Annotated in this window: 19 protein-coding genes; 7 read left to right on the top strand and 12 right to left on the bottom strand. The window is 69.1% G+C overall.

Annotated elements, in window-relative coordinates; translation table 11 throughout:
- Positions 1–127: 127 nt before the first annotated feature.
- The 5 genes from E3O19_RS17465 to fdhA form a co-directional block, all read right to left on the bottom strand.
- Positions 128–589, bottom strand: coding sequence for a MarR family winged helix-turn-helix transcriptional regulator (locus E3O19_RS17465; protein WP_241981473.1), 462 nt, complete (start codon positions 587–589; stop codon positions 128–130).
- A gap of 14 nt (positions 590–603) precedes the next feature.
- Positions 604–984: an SRPBCC family protein gene (locus E3O19_RS17470; protein WP_241981474.1), complete on the bottom strand. Its 381-nt coding sequence runs from the start codon at positions 982–984 to the stop codon at positions 604–606.
- 422 nt (positions 985–1,406) lie between these two features.
- On the bottom strand, positions 1,407–2,351 hold the full coding sequence (gene fdhD, locus E3O19_RS17475; protein WP_134569554.1) for a formate dehydrogenase accessory sulfurtransferase FdhD: 945 nt from the start codon (positions 2,349–2,351) through the stop codon (positions 1,407–1,409).
- Between the two features lie 47 nt (positions 2,352–2,398).
- A complete protein-coding gene (moaA, locus tag E3O19_RS17480) occupies positions 2,399–3,517 on the bottom strand; it encodes a GTP 3',8-cyclase MoaA (RefSeq protein ID WP_134569555.1) in 1,119 nt (372 codons plus the stop codon).
- Between the two features lie 89 nt (positions 3,518–3,606).
- On the bottom strand, positions 3,607–4,821 hold the full coding sequence (fdhA, locus tag E3O19_RS17485) for a formaldehyde dehydrogenase, glutathione-independent (protein WP_134569556.1): 1,215 nt from the start codon (positions 4,819–4,821) through the stop codon (positions 3,607–3,609).
- A 175-nt stretch (positions 4,822–4,996) separates the two neighbouring features.
- Here fdhA and E3O19_RS17490 point away from each other — a divergent pair, with 175 nt between their 5' ends.
- The 7 genes from E3O19_RS17490 to E3O19_RS17520 all read left to right on the top strand — a co-directional run bounded on the left by E3O19_RS17490 (position 4,997) and on the right by E3O19_RS17520 (position 10,796).
- Entirely contained in the window at positions 4,997–6,208 is a 1,212-nt protein-coding gene (locus tag E3O19_RS17490; protein ID WP_134569557.1) for a ThiF family adenylyltransferase, read from the top strand.
- A 21-nt stretch (positions 6,209–6,229) separates the two neighbouring features.
- Positions 6,230–7,531, top strand: a complete 1,302-nt coding sequence (locus E3O19_RS17495) for a molybdopterin molybdotransferase MoeA (protein ID WP_134569558.1) — start codon at positions 6,230–6,232, stop codon at positions 7,529–7,531.
- Positions 7,513–8,010: a cyclic pyranopterin monophosphate synthase MoaC gene (gene moaC, locus E3O19_RS17500; protein WP_277613048.1), complete on the top strand. Its 498-nt coding sequence runs from the start codon at positions 7,513–7,515 to the stop codon at positions 8,008–8,010. The genes E3O19_RS17495 and moaC overlap by 19 nt, the downstream gene beginning before the upstream one ends.
- Positions 8,011–8,012: 2 nt before the next feature.
- Positions 8,013–8,783: a molybdenum cofactor guanylyltransferase gene (mobA, locus tag E3O19_RS17505; protein ID WP_198413945.1), complete on the top strand. Its 771-nt coding sequence runs from the start codon at positions 8,013–8,015 to the stop codon at positions 8,781–8,783.
- The gene (locus E3O19_RS17510; RefSeq protein WP_134569559.1) at positions 8,780–9,067 is read left to right on the top strand and encodes a DUF6457 domain-containing protein; all 288 of its coding nucleotides are present in this window, start codon (positions 8,780–8,782) and stop codon (positions 9,065–9,067) included. The genes mobA and E3O19_RS17510 overlap by 4 nt, the downstream gene beginning before the upstream one ends.
- The gene (locus tag E3O19_RS17515) at positions 9,067–9,306 is read left to right on the top strand and encodes a MoaD/ThiS family protein (protein ID WP_134569560.1); all 240 of its coding nucleotides are present in this window, start codon (positions 9,067–9,069) and stop codon (positions 9,304–9,306) included. Before E3O19_RS17510 ends, E3O19_RS17515 begins: the two co-directional genes overlap by 1 nt.
- A gap of 164 nt (positions 9,307–9,470) precedes the next feature.
- Entirely contained in the window at positions 9,471–10,796 is a 1,326-nt protein-coding gene (locus E3O19_RS17520; RefSeq protein WP_134569561.1) for an MFS transporter, read from the top strand.
- Between the two features lie 100 nt (positions 10,797–10,896).
- Here the strand turns inward: E3O19_RS17520 and E3O19_RS17525 are convergent, their stop codons facing one another.
- From E3O19_RS17525 to E3O19_RS17925, 7 genes are all read right to left on the bottom strand, one after another.
- Positions 10,897–11,382 carry a DUF2231 domain-containing protein gene (locus tag E3O19_RS17525; protein WP_134569562.1) on the bottom strand — a complete coding sequence of 162 codons (486 nt, stop codon included), beginning with the start codon at positions 11,380–11,382 and terminating at the stop codon, positions 10,897–10,899.
- A gap of 152 nt (positions 11,383–11,534) precedes the next feature.
- Positions 11,535–12,308 (bottom strand): respiratory nitrate reductase subunit gamma, encoded by a 774-nt coding sequence (gene narI / locus E3O19_RS17530; RefSeq protein WP_134569563.1) that lies wholly within the window; start codon positions 12,306–12,308, stop codon positions 11,535–11,537.
- The gene (gene narJ, locus E3O19_RS17535; protein ID WP_134569564.1) at positions 12,305–12,997 is read right to left on the bottom strand and encodes a nitrate reductase molybdenum cofactor assembly chaperone; all 693 of its coding nucleotides are present in this window, start codon (positions 12,995–12,997) and stop codon (positions 12,305–12,307) included. Before narJ ends, narI begins: the two co-directional genes overlap by 4 nt.
- On the bottom strand, positions 12,994–14,676 hold the full coding sequence (gene narH, locus E3O19_RS17540) for a nitrate reductase subunit beta (protein ID WP_134569565.1): 1,683 nt from the start codon (positions 14,674–14,676) through the stop codon (positions 12,994–12,996). Before narH ends, narJ begins: the two co-directional genes overlap by 4 nt.
- A complete protein-coding gene (locus tag E3O19_RS17545; RefSeq protein WP_134569566.1) occupies positions 14,677–18,465 on the bottom strand; it encodes a nitrate reductase subunit alpha in 3,789 nt (1,262 codons plus the stop codon).
- 79 nt (positions 18,466–18,544) lie between these two features.
- Positions 18,545–19,243 carry a helix-turn-helix transcriptional regulator gene (locus tag E3O19_RS17550; RefSeq protein WP_134569567.1) on the bottom strand — a complete coding sequence of 233 codons (699 nt, stop codon included), beginning with the start codon at positions 19,241–19,243 and terminating at the stop codon, positions 18,545–18,547.
- Positions 19,244–19,250: 7 nt separating this feature from the next.
- Positions 19,251–19,689 (bottom strand): helix-turn-helix domain-containing protein (locus E3O19_RS17925; protein WP_478213372.1); only part of this gene is annotated, 439 nt, incomplete at its 5' end.

A 19,689-nucleotide genomic window follows, 5' to 3' on the forward strand; every position in this document is an offset into this window, starting at 1 on the left:
CCGACCCGACCCGACCCGACCCGACCCGACCCGCGCACCGCCGCGCCCGTTTCCGCAGCCCGCGACCGCCACCGCCGTCGCGGCCCGCCGAAACGGGCGCGGGCAGGGTGCGCGGCGGCCGATATGCCTAGCCCGCTTCCGGTCGTGGCGCGGTCGCCTCGAGGATTTCGCGCAGCATCCGGGTGAGTGCAGGCTGGCCGGCGCCCAACGGGGTGAAGAATCGTCGGTCGACCGCCTCGACCGACGCATTGGCCCGGCTGGCGAGCGCCGCTCCGGCCGGGGTGATCCGCAGGGAGCGGGCCCTGGCATCCGTCGGATGCTCCGATCGCTGCACGAGGGTCTTGCGCTCAAGTGCGCGCACCACCTGCGAGGCCATCATCGGGTCGGTTCCGGCCTGGCTGGCCAGAGCCCGCTGGGTGATCGGGTCGTCGTTCTCCAGCCAGGCGAGTGAGGCGAGGAGGACGAACTGCACGTGGGTCAGGCCGAGTGGTTTGAGCGCTGCCCGCTGCGACGCCTGCCAAGCATTCGTGACTCGCCACAGCATGAGACCGGTACTGTCCTCGGCGTCGGTGAACTCACTCTCGAGCACGCGCGGGACCCGGTCTATCGACCGGCTGGTGCGCTGGCCGACGCTGACTCGGGCAGCGCCGCCCAGGACGAATCTGCGCCCGCCGCCGCCCGCACGGATGCCGCGGCGAGCTCGAACAGGCCGGCCATCGCCTCCGGGAAGTCGGCGCTGATCCCGGTACCGAGCTCCGGGCCCAACTCGTCGGCCGCTGGGCCGTCGATCTCGAGCTCGTGGGTGACCCTGGTGCCACCGTCGATCGCCGCGAAGGTGTGCCGGAAGGTCAGCACGACGTCGCCGAATACGGTCTCGTCGGCGTAGCGGTCGGCCGGGACGAGCTCAGTGATCCGTGCGCGGAAGGTCTGCTGGCCGACCGGGGTGACGCTCAGCTCCCTGCCGACGGCGAACGGGCCGTCCAATCGAAACGGTCCCCGCCCGGCTGGACCGCGACCCCGGTATGGATGTCTCGAAATGCCACCCAGACCTCGGTCGGCGCCATCTCGCTCTCTGCCGTGTACTCAGGTCTCCACATCGTGTGCTCCTGTCGTCATCATCCGATCGCCCGGCTTCCCCGAACATTTACTATGCGCACATACACTTTGCGATTTCGACTCCCACAAGGCCAGCCGCCGCGCCCGTTTCCGCAGCCCGCTCCCGCCACGGCGATCGCGCCCTGCGCGCACAGGCGCGCCGAGGGGAGCGCGCAGGACTCGCGGCACGAGGACAGGGTGATGATCCTGGGGCACGGGCTCTTCCTGTTGGAACCGCTAACGGTTGGCCTGACCCTGCTGATCCTGTCCTCCGGCGAAATCCACAGCCGGCTGATCTCAGGAACGGTGCGTCATCGTCTGCTGAGCGTGCCCTCGCCGATCGGGTTCGGTGACTCCGGGTTCGGTGACTCCGGTGCGCGCGACGCCGCCGGCTGTCCCTCGCGCACCGCCGGCACCTCATTTTCCTCGTGCCCGATCCGCTCCGCCCCGGCGTAGATAACCATGGAGTTGCCGCGGAGGAATCCGATGAGCGTCATGCCCACCTCGGCGGCGAACTCGGCCGCCAGCGACGACGGCGCCGACACGGCGGCGAGCACCGGGATGCCGGCCATCATCGCCTTCTGGGCCAGTTCGAAGCTGGCCCGGCTCGACACCATCAGCACCGTGCCGGTCAACGGCAGCAGGTTCTCCTTCAGCGCCCAGCCGATGACCTTGTCCACCGCGTTGTGCCGGCCGACGTCCTCGCGCAGCAGGAGCATCCGGCCGGTGGTCCCGTCGAACAGCGCGGCGGCGTGGAGCCCACCGGTCTTCTCGAACACGGCCTGGTTCGTTCGCAGCTGGTCGGGGAACGTGGCGAGCAGCGCCGCGTCGACCCGCACCGGGTCATCCGCTACCGGGAACGAGGACTTCGTGCGAACGGCGTCGATGCTCGCTTTGCCGCACAGCCCGCAGGAGCTGGTGGTGAGGAACGAGCGTTCAAGGCTCGGGTCGGGCGGTTTCACACCCGGCGCGAGCGACACGTCAAGCACGTTGTAGGTGTTCAGCCCCTCGTCCGTGGCGCCGGCGCAGTACCGCGCCGTGAAGAAATGCTCGCCCCGGGTGATCACGCCCTCCGAGACGAGGAAGCCGGCGGCCAGGTCGTAGTCGTTGCCCGGGGTGCGCATCGTGACGGCCAGGGAACGGCCGTTCACCCGGATCTCCAGTGGCTCCTCGACAGCAAGCACGTCCTCGCGGGTGGTCGGCTGGTGCCCAAGGGTCAGGCGAACAACCTTGCGCCGCGCGGTGATTCTGTTCATCAGTCCTTGCCCCTCGTCGTGCCGACGGTCGCTCCATTGTCACCGTCTCAGCCCCCGATGTACGACATCTCGATCTTCTTCTTGCCGGCCGCCCGCAGCTGGATCGTCTTCGCGCTGCGCAGCTGGGAGTACCGGTCGGTGCGTTCCCGCCAGATCTGCGCCATCACCGTGGCGAGCTGTTCGTCGGTGCAGCCGCCGCGCATCAGGGCGCGTAGGTCGTGGCCCTCGGTCGCGAACAGGCAGGTGAACAACTTGCCGTCGGTGGAAACCCTCGCTCGCGAACACGACTGGCAGAAAGACTGGGTGACGCTGGAGATCACGCCGATCTCGCCGCTCCCGTCGCGGTACCGCCAGCGCCTGGAGGTCTCGCCGTCGTAGTTGGGGGCCACCTCATCCAGTGGCAGCTCTGCGTTGATCAGCGCGATCACCTCGCGGGAGGGCACCACCGCGGCCATCTCCCAGCCATTGCTGGAGCCGACGTCCATGAACTCGATGAACCGGAGAATGTACGGCGTTCCCTGGAAGTGCCGGGCCATGGCGACGATGTCGTGCTCGTTCTGGCCGCGCTTGACCACCATGTTGATCTTGATCGGGCCAAGCCCTGCCTCGTGAGCGACATTGATCCCGTTCAGGATCTTCGCCACCGGGAAGTTCACGTCGTTCATCGTTCGGAAGGTCGCGTCGTCGAGCGAATCGAGCGACACCGTCACGCGGGTGAGCCCGGCATCCTTCAGCGCCTGCGCCTTCACGGCGAGCGCGGACCCATTCGTGGTCAGCGCGATGTCGATGGGCCGGCCGTCTGGGGTGCGGAGGGCGGCGAGCATGGCGACGAGTTCCTCGAGACCCTTGCGCAGCAGCGGCTCACCGCCGGTGAGACGGATCTTCTCGACCCCGTGGGCGACGCTGATCCTGGCCAGCCTGGTCATCTCCTCGAAGGAGAGCAACTCGTCCCGTTCCATGAAAGCGAAGTCCTTGCCGAAGACCTCCTTCGGCATGCAGTAGACGCAGCGGAAGTTGCAGCGGTCGGTGACGGAGATGCGCAGGTCGTGCAGCGGCCGGTTCATGGTGTCGGTGACCCGGCCGGTGGGCTGTTCGGTCACCACCGGAAGGTCCGCCAGGGAACGGTAGAACCTGGGGACGGGTTCCTGGACTTCAGCGCCGGTCATGTCTCCACACTAATCGCGGCGGCTGGGAAGGAAAGGCCGGGCCCGCCGGGATCCGAGGATCCCAGCGGGCCCGGCGGTTACGGCGCCGCTTACTTCACGTAACCGTTCGGGTTGAGGACGTACTTCGTGGCCGCGCCGGCGTCGAATTCGGCATACCCGCGTGGTGCATCCTCGAGGGTGATCGCCTGGGCGTTGACCGCCTTCGCGATCTGTACCTTGTCGTGCAGGATCGCCATCATCAGCTGCCGGTTGTACTTCATCACCGGGCACTGTCCCGTGGTGAACGACAGCGACTTGGCCCAGCCCAGACCCAGCCTGATCGACAGGGAGCCGACCTTCGCAGCCTCGTCGACCCCGCCCGGGTCACCGGTGACGTACAGCCCGGGGATGCCCATGGCTCCACCGGCGGCCGTGATCGTCATCAGCGAGTTCAGCACGGTTGCCGGCCGTTCCTCGCCAGCGCTCTGGCCGTGGCCGCGGGCCTCGAAGCCGACCGCGTCCACCCCGGCGTCGACCTCGGGGACCCCGAGGATCTGCTCGATCTGGTCCTGCGGGTCGCCCTTGCGGAGGTCGATCGTCTCGCAGCCGAAGCTGCGGGCCTGGGCCAGCCGCTCCTCGTTGAGGTCGCCGACGATGACGACGGCGGCACCGAGCAGGTGCGCGGATGCCGCGGCCGCAAGACCGACCGGGCCTGCCCCGGCGACATAGACCGTCGATCCCGTCCCGACGCCCGCGCTCACCGCTCCGTGGTAACCGGTGGGGAAGATGTCGGAGAGCATGGTCAGGTCCATGATCTTCTCCAGCGCCTGGTCGCGGTCGGGGAACTTCAGCAGGTTCCAGTCCGCGTAAGGCACGAGCACGTACTCGGCCTGCCCGCCGACCCAGCCGCCCATGTCGACGTAGCCGTAGGCGCTACCGGGGCGGTCGGGGTTGACGTTGAGGCAGATCCCGGTCTTGCGCTCCTTGCAGTTCCGGCATCGCCCGCAGGCGATGTTGAACGGCACCGAGACGATGTCGCCGACCTTGATGAACTCGACGTCGGTCCCGGCCTCGACCACCTCACCGGTGATCTCGTGCCCGAGGACGAGGTCCGTCGGTGCGGTCGTGCGGCCGCGCACCATGTGCTGGTCCGAGCCGCAGATGTTGGTGGTGACCGTGCGGAGGATGACGCCGTGCGGCACCTTCCTGCCGACGTTACCCGGATTCACGCCCGGCCCGTCCTTCAGTTCGAAGCTCGGATAGTCGATGTCGATGACCTCGACCTGGCCCGGGCTCTTGTAGGCAACTGCTCTGTTCCCCGTCATGAAAGTACCTTCCTAGTTCCTTGTCGAATTTCCTCGAAACGCGGCCTCTTCGGCCGCGCGAGACTGCATGGATTCTCTAGTTGGAGCCCTAATACTCGACTACAAAGACCCTGAGAAATCAAGGGGATTCTCGAATCCGGATCTCATCACTCGGATCTGCGCCTAGCGTTGGGGTATGGCCCTTTCCCCTCTCGTCGAGCCGGTTGCGCAGCTCAGCGCCGCCGAGTCCGCTCGCACTGCCCGCCAACGCCGTCTGCCCCAGTTGAACGAGCTCGGCCAGCGCCGCCTCGCGGGCGGCAGGGTGCTCGTGCTGGGCGCCGGGGGTCTCGGCTCCCCCGCCCTGATCTACCTGGCCGCCGCCGGGGTCGGCACCATCGGCATCGTCGACAGCGACGATGTGGAGCCCAGCAACCTGCAGCGGCAGATCGTGCACGGGACCCGGGACGTCGGCCGGCCCAAGGTGGCCAGCGCGGCGGAGTCGATCGCGGCGATCGCACCGGAGGCAACCGTGGTGCAGCACGCCGAACGGCTCACCGCGGACAACGCGGCGGCGATCATCGGCGGCTACGACGTGGTGATCGACGGCACGGATAACTTCCCGACCCGGTTCCTGGTCAACGATGTCTGCGCCGCGCTCGGGCTGCCGCTGGTCTGGGCATCCGTGTTGCGCTTCGATGCCCAGTTGTCGGTGTTCTGGGCCACGCCCCCGGCCGACAGCGGTCTCGTCGGGGTACACCTGCGCGATCTCTTCCCGAACCCGCCCGCGGACGGCGAGGTGCCCAACTGCGCCGAGGCCGGTGTGCTCGGCGCGCTCTGTGGCCAGGTCGGTTCGCTGATGGCCACCGAGGCGATCAAACTCATCGCCGGGATCGGCACTCCGCTGATCGGACGCATCCTGGTGATCGACGCCCTCTCGGGGCGCTTCAGCGAGGTTCCGCTGGTCGGCACCGGAGTTGCCGCCGCCGACCCCCGGCCGGCGCCGGCCGAGCTGGACCCGGTCCCGGACTGGCCGAGCCTCACCGCGACCGAGCTCGCCGGCCGGCTGGCCGAACGGGCCGCGGGCGGCGCGCCATTCCTCGTCGTCGACGTGCGGGAACCGGGCGAGCACGCCGAGAGCGCCGTGCCCGGCGCCGTGCTGCTGCCCCTGGGACGGCTGCTCACCGAGGAGGGCCGGGCGACCCTGCCGACCGACGTGCCGCTGGTGCTGCACTGCCACCAGGGCTCGCGCGCGCAGACGGCTGCGACCGCACTGCACCGGGCCGGTTTCACCGGGCTGACCCTGCTCGAGGGCGGGATCGTCGCCTGGGACGCCCTGGTTGCCGCCGGGGACGCCCCCGGCGCGGGCAGCAAGTGGGCCGCGGCCGACACCCGCGCGACCAGGGGCTGACCGGTGCACGAGAACGGGAGAGTGCACGAGAACGGGCACCACGCGGCGGATGCCTGCGCCGCCCCTGCCGACGCCGAGACCGTGGCCGAACACCTGGCCGCCGTGCTTGCGACAGCCACACCCCTGGCACCCGAGTTGGCCTCGCTCGACGCGGCGCGCGGGCTGGTGCTGGCCGAGGACATCCGCAGCGCCACCGCAACTCCTCCGTTCGACAATTCGGCCATGGATGGCTATGCCGTGCGCCGGGCCGACCTGCTGGACGCCTCGGCAGAGAACCCCGTCACCCTGCAGGTGATCGCCGACCTCGCCGCCGGCACGAGCGAGAATCCGGCCCTTGACCCCGGGCAGGCCGCCCGGATCATGACCGGCGCGCCTCTGCCCGACGAAGCGGATGCCGTGGTGCCGATCGAGGACACCAACCGCGGCGGCCTCTACTTCGCCACCGTGTTGCGCGCGCCGGAGCCGGCCGCGCACATCCGTCGCGCCGGGGAGGACGCCCAAGCCGGCGACACCGTACTCACAACCGGCTCGGTGCTCTGGCCGACCCGGATTGCCGCCGCGGCGAGCGCGGGCAGATCTTCGCTGCTCGTCCATCCGGCCCCGCGGGTCGCGGTGATCTCGACCGGCAGCGAACTGGTCACTCCCGGCGACGCGCCCCGGCGCGGTCAGATCCCCGACTCGAATTCCTACCTCCTCGCCGCCGCCGTGGCCGAGGCCGGGGCCGTGCCGATCCGGATCGGGGCGGTGCCCGACGACGAGAACACCCTCCGGGACCTTCTGGCCACCCTTGCCGGAACCGTCGACGTCATCGTGCTCTCCGGCGGGGTCAGCGTGGGAGCCTTCGACGTGGTCAAGGCCGTGCTCGCCCCGTTGCCCACCATGAGCTTCGGCCCGGTCAAGATGCAGCCGGGCAAACCCCAGGGATTCGGCCGCTGGCCGGCCGGAGACGACGGGGCTCCCGGACCGGTCATCTTCGCGCTCCCCGGCAACCCGGTCAGCGCCTACGTATCGTTCGAGGTGTTCGTGCGGCCGGCCCTCCGCCGGCTGGGCGGCCACGCCGAACTGCACCGCCCCACGGTCTCCGCATCCGCCGCAAAGAGCTGGAACTCTCCCCCGGGACGCGCGCAGTACATGCCGGTCATCATCGAACGCACGGGAGCGGACTCCCGGGTGCGACCTGCGGCGGCGGGTGGCTCCGGTTCGCACCTCGTGGCCGGTCTCGGCCAGGCCACCGGGCTCGCCCTCGTTCCGGAGGACGTCACCCGGATTGACGAGGGTGACCTCCTGACTGTCATGCTGTTGCTGTGCCCACACCTCCCGTGACCCCGCAGCCATTCACCCACCTCGATTCGGCCGGCCAGGCCCGGATGGTGGATGTCACCGACAAGCAGCCCACCGTGCGCAGCGCCACCGCGGCCGGGTTCGTGCGCTGCGGTCCGAAGGTGGTGGCCGCGCTCCTCGACGGGAGCACCCCGAAGGGTGACGTGCTCGCGGTGGCTCGGATCGCCGGCATCCAGGGCGCCAAGAAGTGCGCCGACCTGCTCCCCCTCGCCCACGTCATCGGCGTGCACGGCGCCGCCGTCGACCTCGTGATCGAGGACGGGGGTGTACGGGTGAGCGCCACCGTGCGCACCGCCGACCGCACGGGCGTGGAGATGGAGGCGCTGACCGCGGTCTCCATCGCCGCACTGGCCGTCGTCGACATGGTCAAGGGCCTGGACAAGTCTGTGCTGATCGAGAACGTGCGCCTGATCACCAAGACCGGCGGCAAGTCGGGCGACTGGCACCGCAGCGACGGCTGACCGTGCCGCTCCCCACCTCGCAGCCGAGACGAACCGCCCTGCCGACCGTTGACCTGATCGTGCTCGCCGGTGGCCGCGGCAGCCGTCTCGGCGGCAGGTTCAAGCCTGCCGTGGAGGTGGCCGGCCGCACCCTGCTCTCCCGGGTACTGGACGCCGGCGTGCTGGCCCACCGCGTCGTCGTCGTCGGGCCGGACGCTGCGCGGGACGCGGCGGGCCCGCAGTCCGGGCCACTCATCTGGGCTTTGGAGGATCCACCGTTCGGTGGACCGGTCGCCGGCATCGTCGCCGGGCTGGCCGCGCTGGACCTGGCCGCACCCGACCAGGCCGCACCGAACCTGGCCGCACCCAACCAGGCCGCCGGGGCGGAGCCTGACCCTGCCGGAAGCCCCTGGCTGCTCGTGCTCGCCTGCGACCTGCCCTGGGCGGCGGATGCCGCGCGGCTGTTGGTCGCGGCGGCCACCGGGCCGGCTCCCGGGCCGGCCCTGGTCGACGGGCCGGCCCAGGTCGACGGGTTTCACCTCGTCGACGCCGACGGCCGGGAGCAGTGGCTTGCCGGAATCTACCGGGCTGAGGCACTCCGTGCGGGTGTGCGGCGGCTCGGGAGCGAAGCGCGGGACGCGAGTGTGCGGCAGCTGCTCGCCGGGTTCACGCTACGCGGCATCCGTGACGGCGAACGGGCCGGGCGCGACGTGGACACGTGGCAGGATGTTCTGCAGAGCACCGCGCTCCTGAATCCGTCGCGGAGCAACCCACCGAGGAGTGACATCCGATGAGCACCCAGGCCCCCCTTCCGCCGGAGGCCCTCGACGACTGGCTGGCCGCCCTCGCCGCCGCCCTCGACATCGACCCGGCCGACATCCCGACCGCCCTGCTACTCGACGTCGCCCGGGACGTCGCCCACGGTGTGGCCAGGCCGGCCGCGCCGCTGAGCACCTTCCTGGTCGGGCTCGCCGCGGCCCGGAACGGCGGCACCGGCGCGGACATCGAACGCGCCGCCGCCCTGGCGACCGGGCTGGCCCTCACCTGGGCCGGCGACCACCCGCAGGCCGATCGCTGATGGCCACCGTGCGATTCTTCGCCGGGGCCGCCGAGGCCGCCGCCAGCGATGGCGCCGCGATCGACGCGGACACGATCGGTGAACTGCGCTCCGTACTCTCCACGCAATTCGGCGCCGAGTTCGACCGCATCCTCGGGCTCTGCTCGCTCCTCGTCAACGGCACACGGGCAACGGACGACGCGGTCACCCTCGCCCCAACCGACACCGTCGACGTGCTCCCGCCCTTCGCCGGCGGCTGAGCGTCCCTGCCGGCGATCCGGGCCGATCGGCGGTCGCTCGGCCCGCAGGGGGAAAGAGCCGATTTTTCACGGTGTTCCCGCGTTGTCGCGGCATGCGTGCACGGTCAGGGTGGTAGGTACGCGGGCCGTCGGCGCCCGACCATACACCCAGGCCAAGGAAGCTCATGTCAGCAGCCTCTTCCACACTCGTCGCCTCGAAGCTCAATCCGGACCTGTCCAACTGGGATCCGGAGCATGAAGAGACCTGGGATTCCCGGCTCGCCTGGCGCACCCTGTGGATCACCACCTACGTCCTGACGCTCAGTTTCGCCGCGTGGTACCTGGTCAGCGCGATCGCCCCTCGTCTCAATGACATCGGCTATTCCCTGGCCCCCGGCCAGCTGTACTGGCTCGTCGCCCTGCCCGGCCTGGCCGGCGGCCTGCTACGCCTGGTCTTCATGTTCCTCCCGCCGATCATGGGCACCCGCGCGCTCGTCGGCCTGTCATCGGCCCTGCTGGTGCTCCCCATGCTCGGCTGGACCCTCGCCGCCAGGGACACGTCAACGCCATACTGGGTGTTGCTCGCGCTCGCCTTCGCCGCCGGCATCGGCGGCGGCGCGTTCTCTGGGTTCATGGCCTCGACGAGCTATTTCTTCCCGAAGCGGCTGGCCGGCACGGCCCTCGGCCTGCAGGCCGGCCTCGGCAACTTCGGCATCGGCCTGATCCAGCTGCTGCTGCCCTGGGTGGTCGGCTTCGGGCTGCTCGGCACCGCCGCGCTCACCCCGCAGAGCAGCGCGAAGGGCGACCTGGTCTGGCTGCACAACGGCGGCCTCGTGCTGATCCCCTGGGCGCTGCTCGGCACCGTGCTGGCGATCATCTACCTGCGCCGGGTACCGGTCAAGGCGAACTTCCGCGAGCAGATGGACATCTTCCGGATCAAGCACACCTGGATCATGACCGCGATCTACCTGATGAGCTTCGGTGCGTACAGCGGCCTGGCCGCCCAGATGGGGCTGATCATCCTCAACGTCTACGGCGACTTCCCGGATGCACCGAATCCGCTCGCCTTCGCCTTCATCGGCCCGGTCGTCGGCGCGCTCGTTCGCGCGGCGAGCGGCCCGGGCTGCGACCGGTGGGGCGGCGCGATCTTCACCTTCATCGGCGGAGCCGGGATGGTGATCGGCACGGTCTTCACCGCGTTCTTCCTCAACCCCACCCGGGTGGAGGAGTTCTGGGGCTTCCTGGCCGGGATGATCGTGATCTTCTTCTTCTCCGGGATGGCCAATGCCGGCACCTTCAAACAGATGCCGATGATCTTCCCGAAGCGCCAGGCCGGCGGTGCGATCGCCTGGACCTCGGCCATCGCCGCTTTCGGCCCGTTCATCGTGGGCATCTCGCTCACCATGATCAGCCCCACGGCGTTCTTCATCGGCGTCGCCGTGTTCAGCGTCTTCTGCACCGGTCTCGCCTGGCACTACTACGCCCGCCCGGGAGCCCCCTTCCCCGGCTGACCACCCGCCAGGCGCCCGTCCCGGCCGCGAGAGTGAACTTCTCGCCCAACCGGCATGAAGGGGCGAAAAGTGCACTCTCGCGAGCGGACGGGGGTGGCGATCAGTTCTGGTTGCCTGACTGGCGGGCGACGCTGTCGGACCAGACGGCGGCGGCGCCGCTGTGGCCGATCCGGATGGCCTGGATCGTGGTTCCCGTCCCGGCGAGCAGCGCGGCCGCGATCAGGGTGATGGCGATCCAGCGGGGCGAACGGCTTTGCCTGCTTTCCCGGTGGTTCCACCAGAGCAGCCCGACGGCAACGACGACCAGTCCGATGACCCAGGGCAGCAGACCGTCGGCGAGATTGACGTGGGTCTGCACCAGCTGCGACTCCGCGACCCGCTCTTCCAGGCTCTGCCCCGACTCGATGGACAGCGGAACGAGAACCAGGGCCGCCAGCGCCAGGCCGAGCGGCACGAACCCGGCCCACCGGCGGAATCGCGGCCACAGCGCCGCGAGGACGACCACAACGGCCGCCGTGGGAACGATGACCTCGGTCGCGTGCACGATCAGGGGATGCATCGGCAGGCCGAAAAATGTGTCGAACATGGGTCTCCCAGTGTCACCGGGCGGATGCCGTCCGGCAGCCACCTCGTGACTCATGCTATGCAGCCTCCCGCCGGCGGTCCACGCAGGACAGCCTCAGCTAACCCGTATCGTGCCGGGCGGAAACGGCCGGGGTGGAGAATCTGGGTGACGTACTACCGGCGGGTGCCCTGGCGGTCCCTCGTGCTCCCGGGTAGCTCGCTCTTCTCCCAACCTCGGCGCGGTTTACGGGAGCCCGATCCACGGTGCTGGTCACGGGAGCGGTAGACGATGTAGGGCCGAACGAAGTACGCCAACGGAGCGGAGAACACGTGCACCAGCCGGGTGAAGGGCCAGAGCATGAACAGGAGGGTCGCGCTCAGCACGTGCAGTTGGAAGAAGAACGGCACATGGCTCATCAGTGAGGGGTCGGGCTGGGCCAGGAGCAGCCCGCGTACCCACGGCGAAATCGTGCCCCGGTAGTCGTAGCCGGGGCCCAGCACCTGGAAGAGCACGGTCGCGGTCGTCCCGAACAGTAGGGCGGCCCCGAGCAGCAGGTACATGATCTTGTCCATCACCGTGGTGGCCAACAGCACCCGGGAGTTCAGCCGGCGGCGGTAGATCAGGATGGCCAGGCCGGCCAGGGTCAGCGCCGCCGCCACACTGCCGAGCCAGGTGGCACCGAGGTGGTAGATCTGCTCGGTGACGCCGAAGAACTCCAGCCATTCCTTCGGCACGAGCAGGCCGACGATGTGTCCGCCGAGCACCATCAGGATGCCGTAGTGGAACATCGGTGATCCCCAGCGGAGCAGCCGGTTCTCGTAGGTCTGGCTCGACCGGGAGGTCCAGCCGAACTGGTCGTGCCGGTAGCGGAAGATGTGGCCGACGACGAAGACCGCCATGGCCGCATACGGGAACGCCACCCAGAGCAGGAAGTCGATCGGATTCATACCCTGAGTTCCTCACTGGAGGCGCCGGACGGCGAGAACGGTTTGAGATTGCCGAGGAAGGTCATACCGACCGTCTCGGTCGGCGGCCCCTCGTTGACGAGGGTGAGGTAGCGCCGGCGGGTCTCCTCGTCGATCAGTGGGAGCGATAGGGACACCGCCTCCACCACGTGTGCGTAGGGACTCCCGGTCGCCTCCAGCGCCGAGCGGAGCACCTCGATACCGTCGCGGTGCGCCGCGAGCAGTTCCTGCGCAATCGGTGAATCGCTCAGCGCGGAGAACTCCAGCACCATCGGCAGGTAGTCGGGCAGTTCATCCGCCGCGACCTCCCAGCCCGCCGCGCGGTAGGCCTCGATGAAGCGCACGAGGGCCATCCCCCGGCGCCGGGTGTCACCCGCGGCGTAGTAACTGAGGTACGGGCAGCACTTGCGCTTGAGGTCGAAGGTGGCCGTGAAGTGAATCTCCAGCTCCTGCTGGCCCATCGCATCCGCGGCGACCAGGAAAGCCTCGAAAGCGTTCCGGAGCGGGTCGGGAAGCAGCGTCACCGCCTCGGCGACCGCCCCGAAGCGCGAACGGCGTTCCACGGACGGGTAGTCGAGCAGGATCGACGCGGCCATATGGGCGATGGCGCCGTCCTCGGCGGACAGCCCGATCGCGGCCACCGTCCGTTTCGGCAGCTTCGGGAGTCTCATGCGGGGCTCCCTGCGTTCCCGACGGGCGGAACTCTGGGCGGGAACAAGCCGGGCGGCACACCGCCGCCGTTCCAGTTCAGCAGGTTGATCCGGCCGGGCGTGGTTGGCCTGGTCTTCTCCCCGCCCCTGCCAACCATCTCGTTGTAGTTATCGACGGTCGCGCTGAACGGCATGCCGGGGGTCTTCCCGTACGGTCCCGCGGCCGTGGCGGCGGTGGGGCCGCCCATGCCGGGGCCGCCGTCGGTGTCGAGCGAGCAGGCGAGTTCCTCGAGTTCCCTGGCCGTTTCGACGTGCGCCTTGGGGATGACGTAGCGGTCCTCGTATTTGGCGATGGCCAGCAGCCGGTACATCGCCTCGATCTCGGTGCCGGTCATGCCGACCGCCTCCGGGATCGACTCGTCCCGGTCGCGGCCGAGGTTGATGTCGCGCATGTAGGAGCGCATCGCGGCGAGCTTCCGCAGCGACGACTCGACCGGGATCGTGTCCCCGGCCGAGAAGAGCCCGGCGAGGTATTCGACCGGGATGCGGAGCTTGTCGATCGCGGCGAAAAGGGTGCGGGCGTCCTCGCCGTCGTTGTTCGTGGTGGAGATCACGTCGACGACCGGGGACAGCGGCGGGATGTACCAGACCATCGGCATGGTGCGGTACTCCGGGTGCAGCGGCAGCGCCACCTTGTATTCGGAGATGAGCTTGTAGATGGGGCTGTTCTGGGCTGCGAGGATCCAGTCGTCCTCCATCCCCTCGGCCTTCGCCGCGGCGATGACCTCCGGGTCGAACGGGTCGAGGAAGACCCCGCGCTGGGCGTCGAGCAGGTCCTCGTCGTTCTCAATGCTGGCGGCGGCGAGCACGGCGTCGGCGTCGTAGAGCATCAGGCCGAGGTAACGCAGCCGGCCGACGCAGGTTTCGGAGCAGATCGTGGGCTTGCCCTGCTCGATCAGCGGGTAGCAGAGCGTGCACTTCTCCGCCTTGCCGGTCTTGTGGTTGAAGTAGACCTTCTTGTACGGGCAGGCGGAGACGCACATCCGCCAGCCGCGGCAGCCGTCCTCGTCGACGAGCACGATGCCGTCCTCCTCGCGCTTGTACATGGCCCCGGAGGGACATGCAGCGACGCAGGCGGGGTTCAGGCAGTGCTCGCAGATGCGCGGCAGGTAGAACATGAAGGTGTTCTCGAACTCCATCTTCACGTGCTCGCTCATGGTGGCGAGGATGGGGTCATCGGCCGCGGTCTCCTGCGAACCACCCAGGTTGTCGTCCCAATTCCCCGACCACTTGATGTCCATGTTCTTGCCGGTGAGCAGCGACTTGGGGCGCGCCACGGGGCTCTGGGTGCTGAGCGGCGCCTTGGTGAGCATGTCGTAGTCGTAGGTCCACGGCTCGTAGTAGTCGTCGATCACGGGCAGGTCCGGGTTGTTGAAGATGGTGGCCAGGCGCTTCAACCGGCCGCCGGAGCGCAGCTTCAGCCGGCCGCGCTTGTTGCGGATCCAGCCGCCCTTCCACTTCTCCTGGTCCTCGTAGCGACGCGGGTAGCCGACGCCCGGCTTGGTCTCCACGTTGTTGAACCAGACGTATTCGACGCCGGTGCGGTTGGTCCAGACCTGCTTGCAGGTCACCGAGCAGGTGTGGCAGCCGATGCACTTGTCGAGATTCATGATCATCGACATTTGAGCCATTACGCGCATTTAGTACTCAACCTCCTGGCTGCGTCGACGGATCACGGTGACCTCGTCGCGTTGATTCCCGGTCGGGCCGAGGTAGTTGAAGGCGAAGGACAGCTGGGCGTAGCCGCCGATCAGGTGGCTCGGCTTGAGCAGGATCCGGGTGAGCGAGTTGTTCGTGCCGCCGCGCATCCCGCTCGTCTCCGCGATGGGAACGTTGATCGTGCGGTCCTTGGCGTGGTACATGTACACGGTGCCCTCCGGCATCCGGTGCGAGACGATCGCCCGGGCGACGACGACGCCGTTGCGGTTGTAGGACTCGATCCACTCGTTGTCGCGCACGCCGATCTTGTCGGCGTCGAGCGGAGACATCCAGATGGTCGGGCCGCCGCGGGAGAGCGAGAGCATCATCAGGTTGTCCTGGTACTCGGAGTGGATCGACCACTTCGAGTGCGGGGTGAGGTAGCGCACGGCGACCTCGGCGCGGCCCTTCGAGCCGGCGGCGCCCGTCGCGGCGGTAGAGCCGACGATCGAGTCCTCGAACAGGCGGTGCATGTCCAGCGGCGGCCGGAAGATCGGCAGCTGCTCGCCCAATTCGATCATCCAGTCGTGGTCGAGATAGAAGTGTTGCCGGCCGGTGAGGGTGTGCCAGGGCTTGAGGTGTTCCACGTTGATCGTGAACGCGCTGTAGCGGCGGCCACCGTGCTCGCTGCCCGACCACTCCGGAGAGGTGAGCACCGGGACCGGCGCGCCCTGCACATCCGGGTAGGAGAAGCGGCGGCCCTCGTTGTCGCTGGCCAGGTGGGCCAGCTTCATGCCGGTGCGCTCCTCCAGCCGGCGGAAGCCCTGGGTTCCGAGCCGGCCGTTGGTCGTGCCGGAGAGGGCGAGCACCATCTCGCAGGCCTGGATCGCGGTCTTCAGCTGGGGCCGCCCCACGGTCGGGCCGCCCTCGACGAGGCCGTTCTTCCGGCCCAGGTACTCCACCTCCACGTCGGGGTTGAACTTGACGCCCTTGGTGACCATGCCGAGCTTCTCGGTCAGCGGGCCGAGAGCGCCGAGCCGGTCGAAGAAGGCCGGGTAGTCGCGCTCGACCACGACGAGCTTGGGCATCGTGATGCCGGGGATGAGCGGCTGGTCGTATTCGACGGTGCCGTGCGGGGTGGCCATCGCGTCGGGGGTGTCGTGCAGCAGTGGCACCGCCACGATGTCCTTCCGCACCCCGAGGTGCTCGACCGAGTACTCGGAGATCTTCTGCGCGAGGATGTGGAAGATGTCGAAGTCGGTCTTCGCCTGCCACGGAGGCGTGATGGCGGGGTTGAAGGAGTGGATGAACGGATGCATGTCCGTCGTCGACAGGTCGTTCTTCTCGTACCAGGTGGCCGGCGGCAGCACGACGTCGCTGAAGATGGTGGTCGACGTCATCCGGAAGTCGCTGGTGACCATCAGGTCGAGTTTGCCCTCGGGCGCGGTCTCGTGCCATTTCATCGTCTTCGGCCGCTTCGCGGGCGGGGACTCCGGCGCCCGCACCGCACTGTCCGTGCCGAGCAGGTGCTTGAGGAAGTATTCGTTGCCCTTGCCGGAGGAGCCGATCACGTTGGCGCGCCACACCACGAGCACCCGCGGGAAGTTCTCCGGGGCGTCCGGGTCTTCGACCGAGTAGGCGAGGCTGCCGTCGCCGAGCGACTCGACCACGTACTGGGCCGGGTCGACGCCGGCCGTCTCCGCCTCGTCGACGAGGTCGAGCGAGTTACGGTTGAAGGTGGGATAGCCGGGCATCCAGCCGCGTTTGGTCGATTCGACCAGGCAGTCGGCCGTCGTGCGGCCGGCGAAGGTGCCCGCACCGAGCGGGCTGGCGAGGGTGTCGGCGGACAGACCGTCGTAGCGCCACTGGTCGGTGGCCAGGTAGAAGAAGCCGGTGCCGATCATCTGGCGGGGCGGCCGCACCCAGTCCAGGCCGAACGCGTACTGGCCGTAGCCGGTGAGCGGGCGCACCTTCTCCTGGCCGACGTAGTGAGCCCAGCCGCCGCCGTTCACACCCTGGCAGCCGGTCATCGTGGTCAGGGCGAGAAAGGCCCGGTAGATGGTGTCGGAGTGGAACCAGTGGTTCGTGCCCGCGCCCATCAGGATCATCGAGCGCCCGCCGGAGTCTTCGGCGTTCTGGGCGAATTCCCGGCCGATCCGTTCGGCGGCCTGCATCGGCACCGAGGTGATTCCCTCCTGCCAGGCCGGGGTGCCCGGCGAGGAGGCGTCGTCGTAACCGGTCGGCCATTCCCCCGGCAGGCCGGGCCGGCCGACGCCGTACTGGGCCAGGAGCAGGTCGAACACGGTGGTGACCAGCTGGCCGGCCACCATCCGCACCGGCACCCCGCGACGGATGACGCCCGCTCCTCCTGCGTGCTGCTCACCGACCTCGTCGGTGCCCGGCGCCAGATCGAACCGGGGCAGGTCGATGGCGACGGAGGCCTGGTCGTAGTCCGGCGCGTCGGCGATGGACAGGAGCGGGTCCACGCCCTCCAGGTCGAGGTTCCACTTGCCGACGTCGGTCTCGGAGAAACGGTGCCCGATCGACCCGTTCGGCACGACGACCTGGCCGGCCTGGTCGAGTAACACGGGTTTGAACGCGGCGCTGGCGACGCTTGATGCGGTGGCGGGAAGGGCATCCGCGGTCATGAACTTGCCGGGGACCCAGGCGTCACCGCGTTGGGTGAGGGTGATCAGGTAGGCGGAGTCGCTGTAGCGCTTCATGTAGTCGACGAAGCGGGGCGTGCGCCGGTCGACGAGGAACTCGGTGAGTACCACGTGGCCCATCGCGAGGGCGAGCGCGCCGTCGGTGCCGGGGTGCACCGCGAGCCATTCGTCGGCGAACTTGGAGTTGTCGGCGTAGTCGGGCGAGACGGTGATGACCTTCTGGCCGCGGTAACGGGCCTCGACCATGAAGTGGGCGTCCGGGGTGCGGGTGACCGGCACGTTGGAGCCCCACATGATCAGGTAGGACGAGTTCCACCAGTCGGCGGACTCCGGCACGTCGGTCTGGTCGCCGAACACCTGTGGGGAAGCGACGGGCAGGTCGGCGTACCAGTCGTAGAAGGAGAGCATGGTGCCGCCGAGCATGGAGATGAACCGGTTGCCCACCCCCTGGGAGACGATCGACATCGCCGGGATGGGCGAGAAACCGGCGATCCGATCGGGGCCGTACGTCTTGATGGTGTGCACGTGGGCGGCGGCGACGATCTCGGCCGCCTCCTCCCAGCTCGCCCGGACCAGGCCGCCCTTGCCGCGGGCGCTCTTGTAGGCGCGGGCGCTCTCCGGGTTCCCGGTGACCTCGGCCCAGGCGAGCACGGGGTCGCCGGTCTTCGCCTTGGCGGCCCGGTAGAGGTCGAGCAGCACACCGCGCACATAGGGGTACTTCACCCGGGTCGGCGAGTAGGTGTACCAGCTGAAGGCCGCGCCGCGCGGGCAGCCTCTCGGCTCATACTCCGGGGAGTCGGGGCCGACACTCGGGTAGTCGGTCTGCTGGGTCTCCCAGGTGATGACGCCGTCTTTGACGTACACCTTCCACGAGCACGAGCCGGTGCAGTTCACCCCGTGGGTGGACCGCACCTCCTTGTCGTGGGTCCAGCGGTCGCGGTAGAAGCTGTCGGCGTCGCGGCCGCCCTCCAGGAACAGGGAGCGCAGGTCGGGCGACGTCTCACCCCGGCGGAGGAACCGGCCGAGGTTCAGGATGGTGTCGGTGAGGGGCCCGTCGGTGCCGGGTTTGCTGGCCGGCTTGCCGCGGGCGGGCTTCGAGAAGGCGGAGGTCTGAGCTGGTTTCACGACGTACCCCTTGCTGTGCCGGGCGTCGCCGCAGTCAGCGACCACCCTCACATCCGAGTCTCACGGGCGCGATCGGGGGCTACAAGCCGAAAACACCGTGATAAATGTTTGCGGGTTCCCGTTCGGGTTCACGCTCGGATTCACGTTCGGGTTCGGCGGCCGGACCCGGCTCGGCGCGATGCAGGTCGAGTGTGCACAGGTTCGCTTCGACCAGCGGATGCAGCGCCTCGGCAGCCAGCGGACCCTCCGCCTGTTCGAGCAGACCCTTGATCAGGCCGAAGTGCACCCGGCACACCTCCGGGTGCGCCTTGACCATCTCGCTGTACGGGCAGTCGTGCAGGTGCACATGATCGCCGTCGGGGTCGAGGGTCGCGTCGAACCCGGTCTGGTCGAGGTGGTCGTCGAGGGCGTCGAGCTGCCGCTGCAGCGGCGAGTGCAGGATGGCCTGGAGGGGCAGCATCCGCCGCACCAGGTCGCCGCGGCGTTCGGCGGCCGCGGCCTTCGCCTCACGGATGCAGCCCGCCTGGTGGTCGGCGCCGCCGGCGGCGCTGTAGAGCATCCGCGGGCGGCCTTTCGTCTCGGTGATCTCCGGTTCGCAGGTGACGAAACCATCGCTGATCAGGCGTTGCAGGTGTTCCCGGGTGGTGTTGTGGTGCAGCCCTGTTGCCTCGGCGAGGTCACCCACGGTCATCGTGCCGCGCTGCTGGAGGAAGTGCAGCAGCTGGATCCTGCTGAACGAGGCGAGCGTGCGATAGCTCGACGGCGGCCGTGACGTCATTGGTCAATCATTCAACGTGGGCGGCCGAAAGGGAAGCGACCGGCGGTTCGGGCTCGAGGCGGGCCAGGCAGATGCCGGGGCGGGCGAACGGTTCGAGGGTGACCCGGCCGAACGGCGCGTCGAGGCGCTCGAGTGCGCCCTGGATCAGGCCGCGGTGCACCGAACAGACGATGTCGGCCTGGCTGCGCGCCACGTCGATGAAGGGACAACGGTGCAATTCGATGACGACGGGGGCGTCGTCTGCGAGTGATGCCGTCCCGGTGGGCGCGACGTGGTCCGGCCCGCCGAGCACCGGCGAGAAGCCGACCTCGTCCAGGATCGCGACCACGCGTGCGAGCGCGTCGGCCCGACCGGCGGACGGGGCGGCCGCATCGGCGGGGGCCGTCGTGTCGGCCTCGTTGCGCGCGGTGGCGAGCCGGCGTCCCCAGCGACTGCCGGCGAGCGCG

It is taken from the genome of Cryobacterium algoritolerans (genome assembly GCF_004402785.1).
Taxonomy (GTDB): Bacteria; Actinomycetota; Actinomycetes; order Actinomycetales; family Microbacteriaceae; genus Cryobacterium; species Cryobacterium algoritolerans.

Excerpts from the sequence above, each read along its gene's own strand:
- narH (WP_134569565.1), bottom strand. The coding sequence starts at position 14,676 with ATGCGCGTAATGGCTCAAATGTCGATGATCATGAATCTCGACAAGTGC.
- narI (WP_134569563.1), bottom strand. The coding sequence starts at position 12,308 with ATGAATCCGATCGACTTCCTGCTCTGGGTGGCGTTCCCGTATGCGGCC.
- E3O19_RS17510 (WP_134569559.1), top strand. The coding sequence starts at position 8,780 with ATGAGCACCCAGGCCCCCCTTCCGCCGGAGGCCCTCGACGACTGGCTG.
- fdhA (WP_134569556.1), bottom strand. The coding sequence starts at position 4,821 with ATGACGGGGAACAGAGCAGTTGCCTACAAGAGCCCGGGCCAGGTCGAG.
- E3O19_RS17520 (WP_134569561.1), top strand. The coding sequence starts at position 9,471 with ATGTCAGCAGCCTCTTCCACACTCGTCGCCTCGAAGCTCAATCCGGAC.
- E3O19_RS17525 (WP_134569562.1), bottom strand. The coding sequence starts at position 11,382 with ATGTTCGACACATTTTTCGGCCTGCCGATGCATCCCCTGATCGTGCAC.
- narJ (WP_134569564.1), bottom strand. The coding sequence starts at position 12,997 with ATGAGACTCCCGAAGCTGCCGAAACGGACGGTGGCCGCGATCGGGCTG.
- E3O19_RS17550 (WP_134569567.1), bottom strand. The coding sequence starts at position 19,243 with ATGACGTCACGGCCGCCGTCGAGCTATCGCACGCTCGCCTCGTTCAGC.
- E3O19_RS17490 (WP_134569557.1), top strand. The coding sequence starts at position 4,997 with ATGGCCCTTTCCCCTCTCGTCGAGCCGGTTGCGCAGCTCAGCGCCGCC.
- moaA (WP_134569555.1), bottom strand. The coding sequence starts at position 3,517 with ATGACCGGCGCTGAAGTCCAGGAACCCGTCCCCAGGTTCTACCGTTCC.
- E3O19_RS17515 (WP_134569560.1), top strand. The coding sequence starts at position 9,067 with ATGGCCACCGTGCGATTCTTCGCCGGGGCCGCCGAGGCCGCCGCCAGC.
- fdhD (WP_134569554.1), bottom strand. The coding sequence starts at position 2,351 with ATGAACAGAATCACCGCGCGGCGCAAGGTTGTTCGCCTGACCCTTGGG.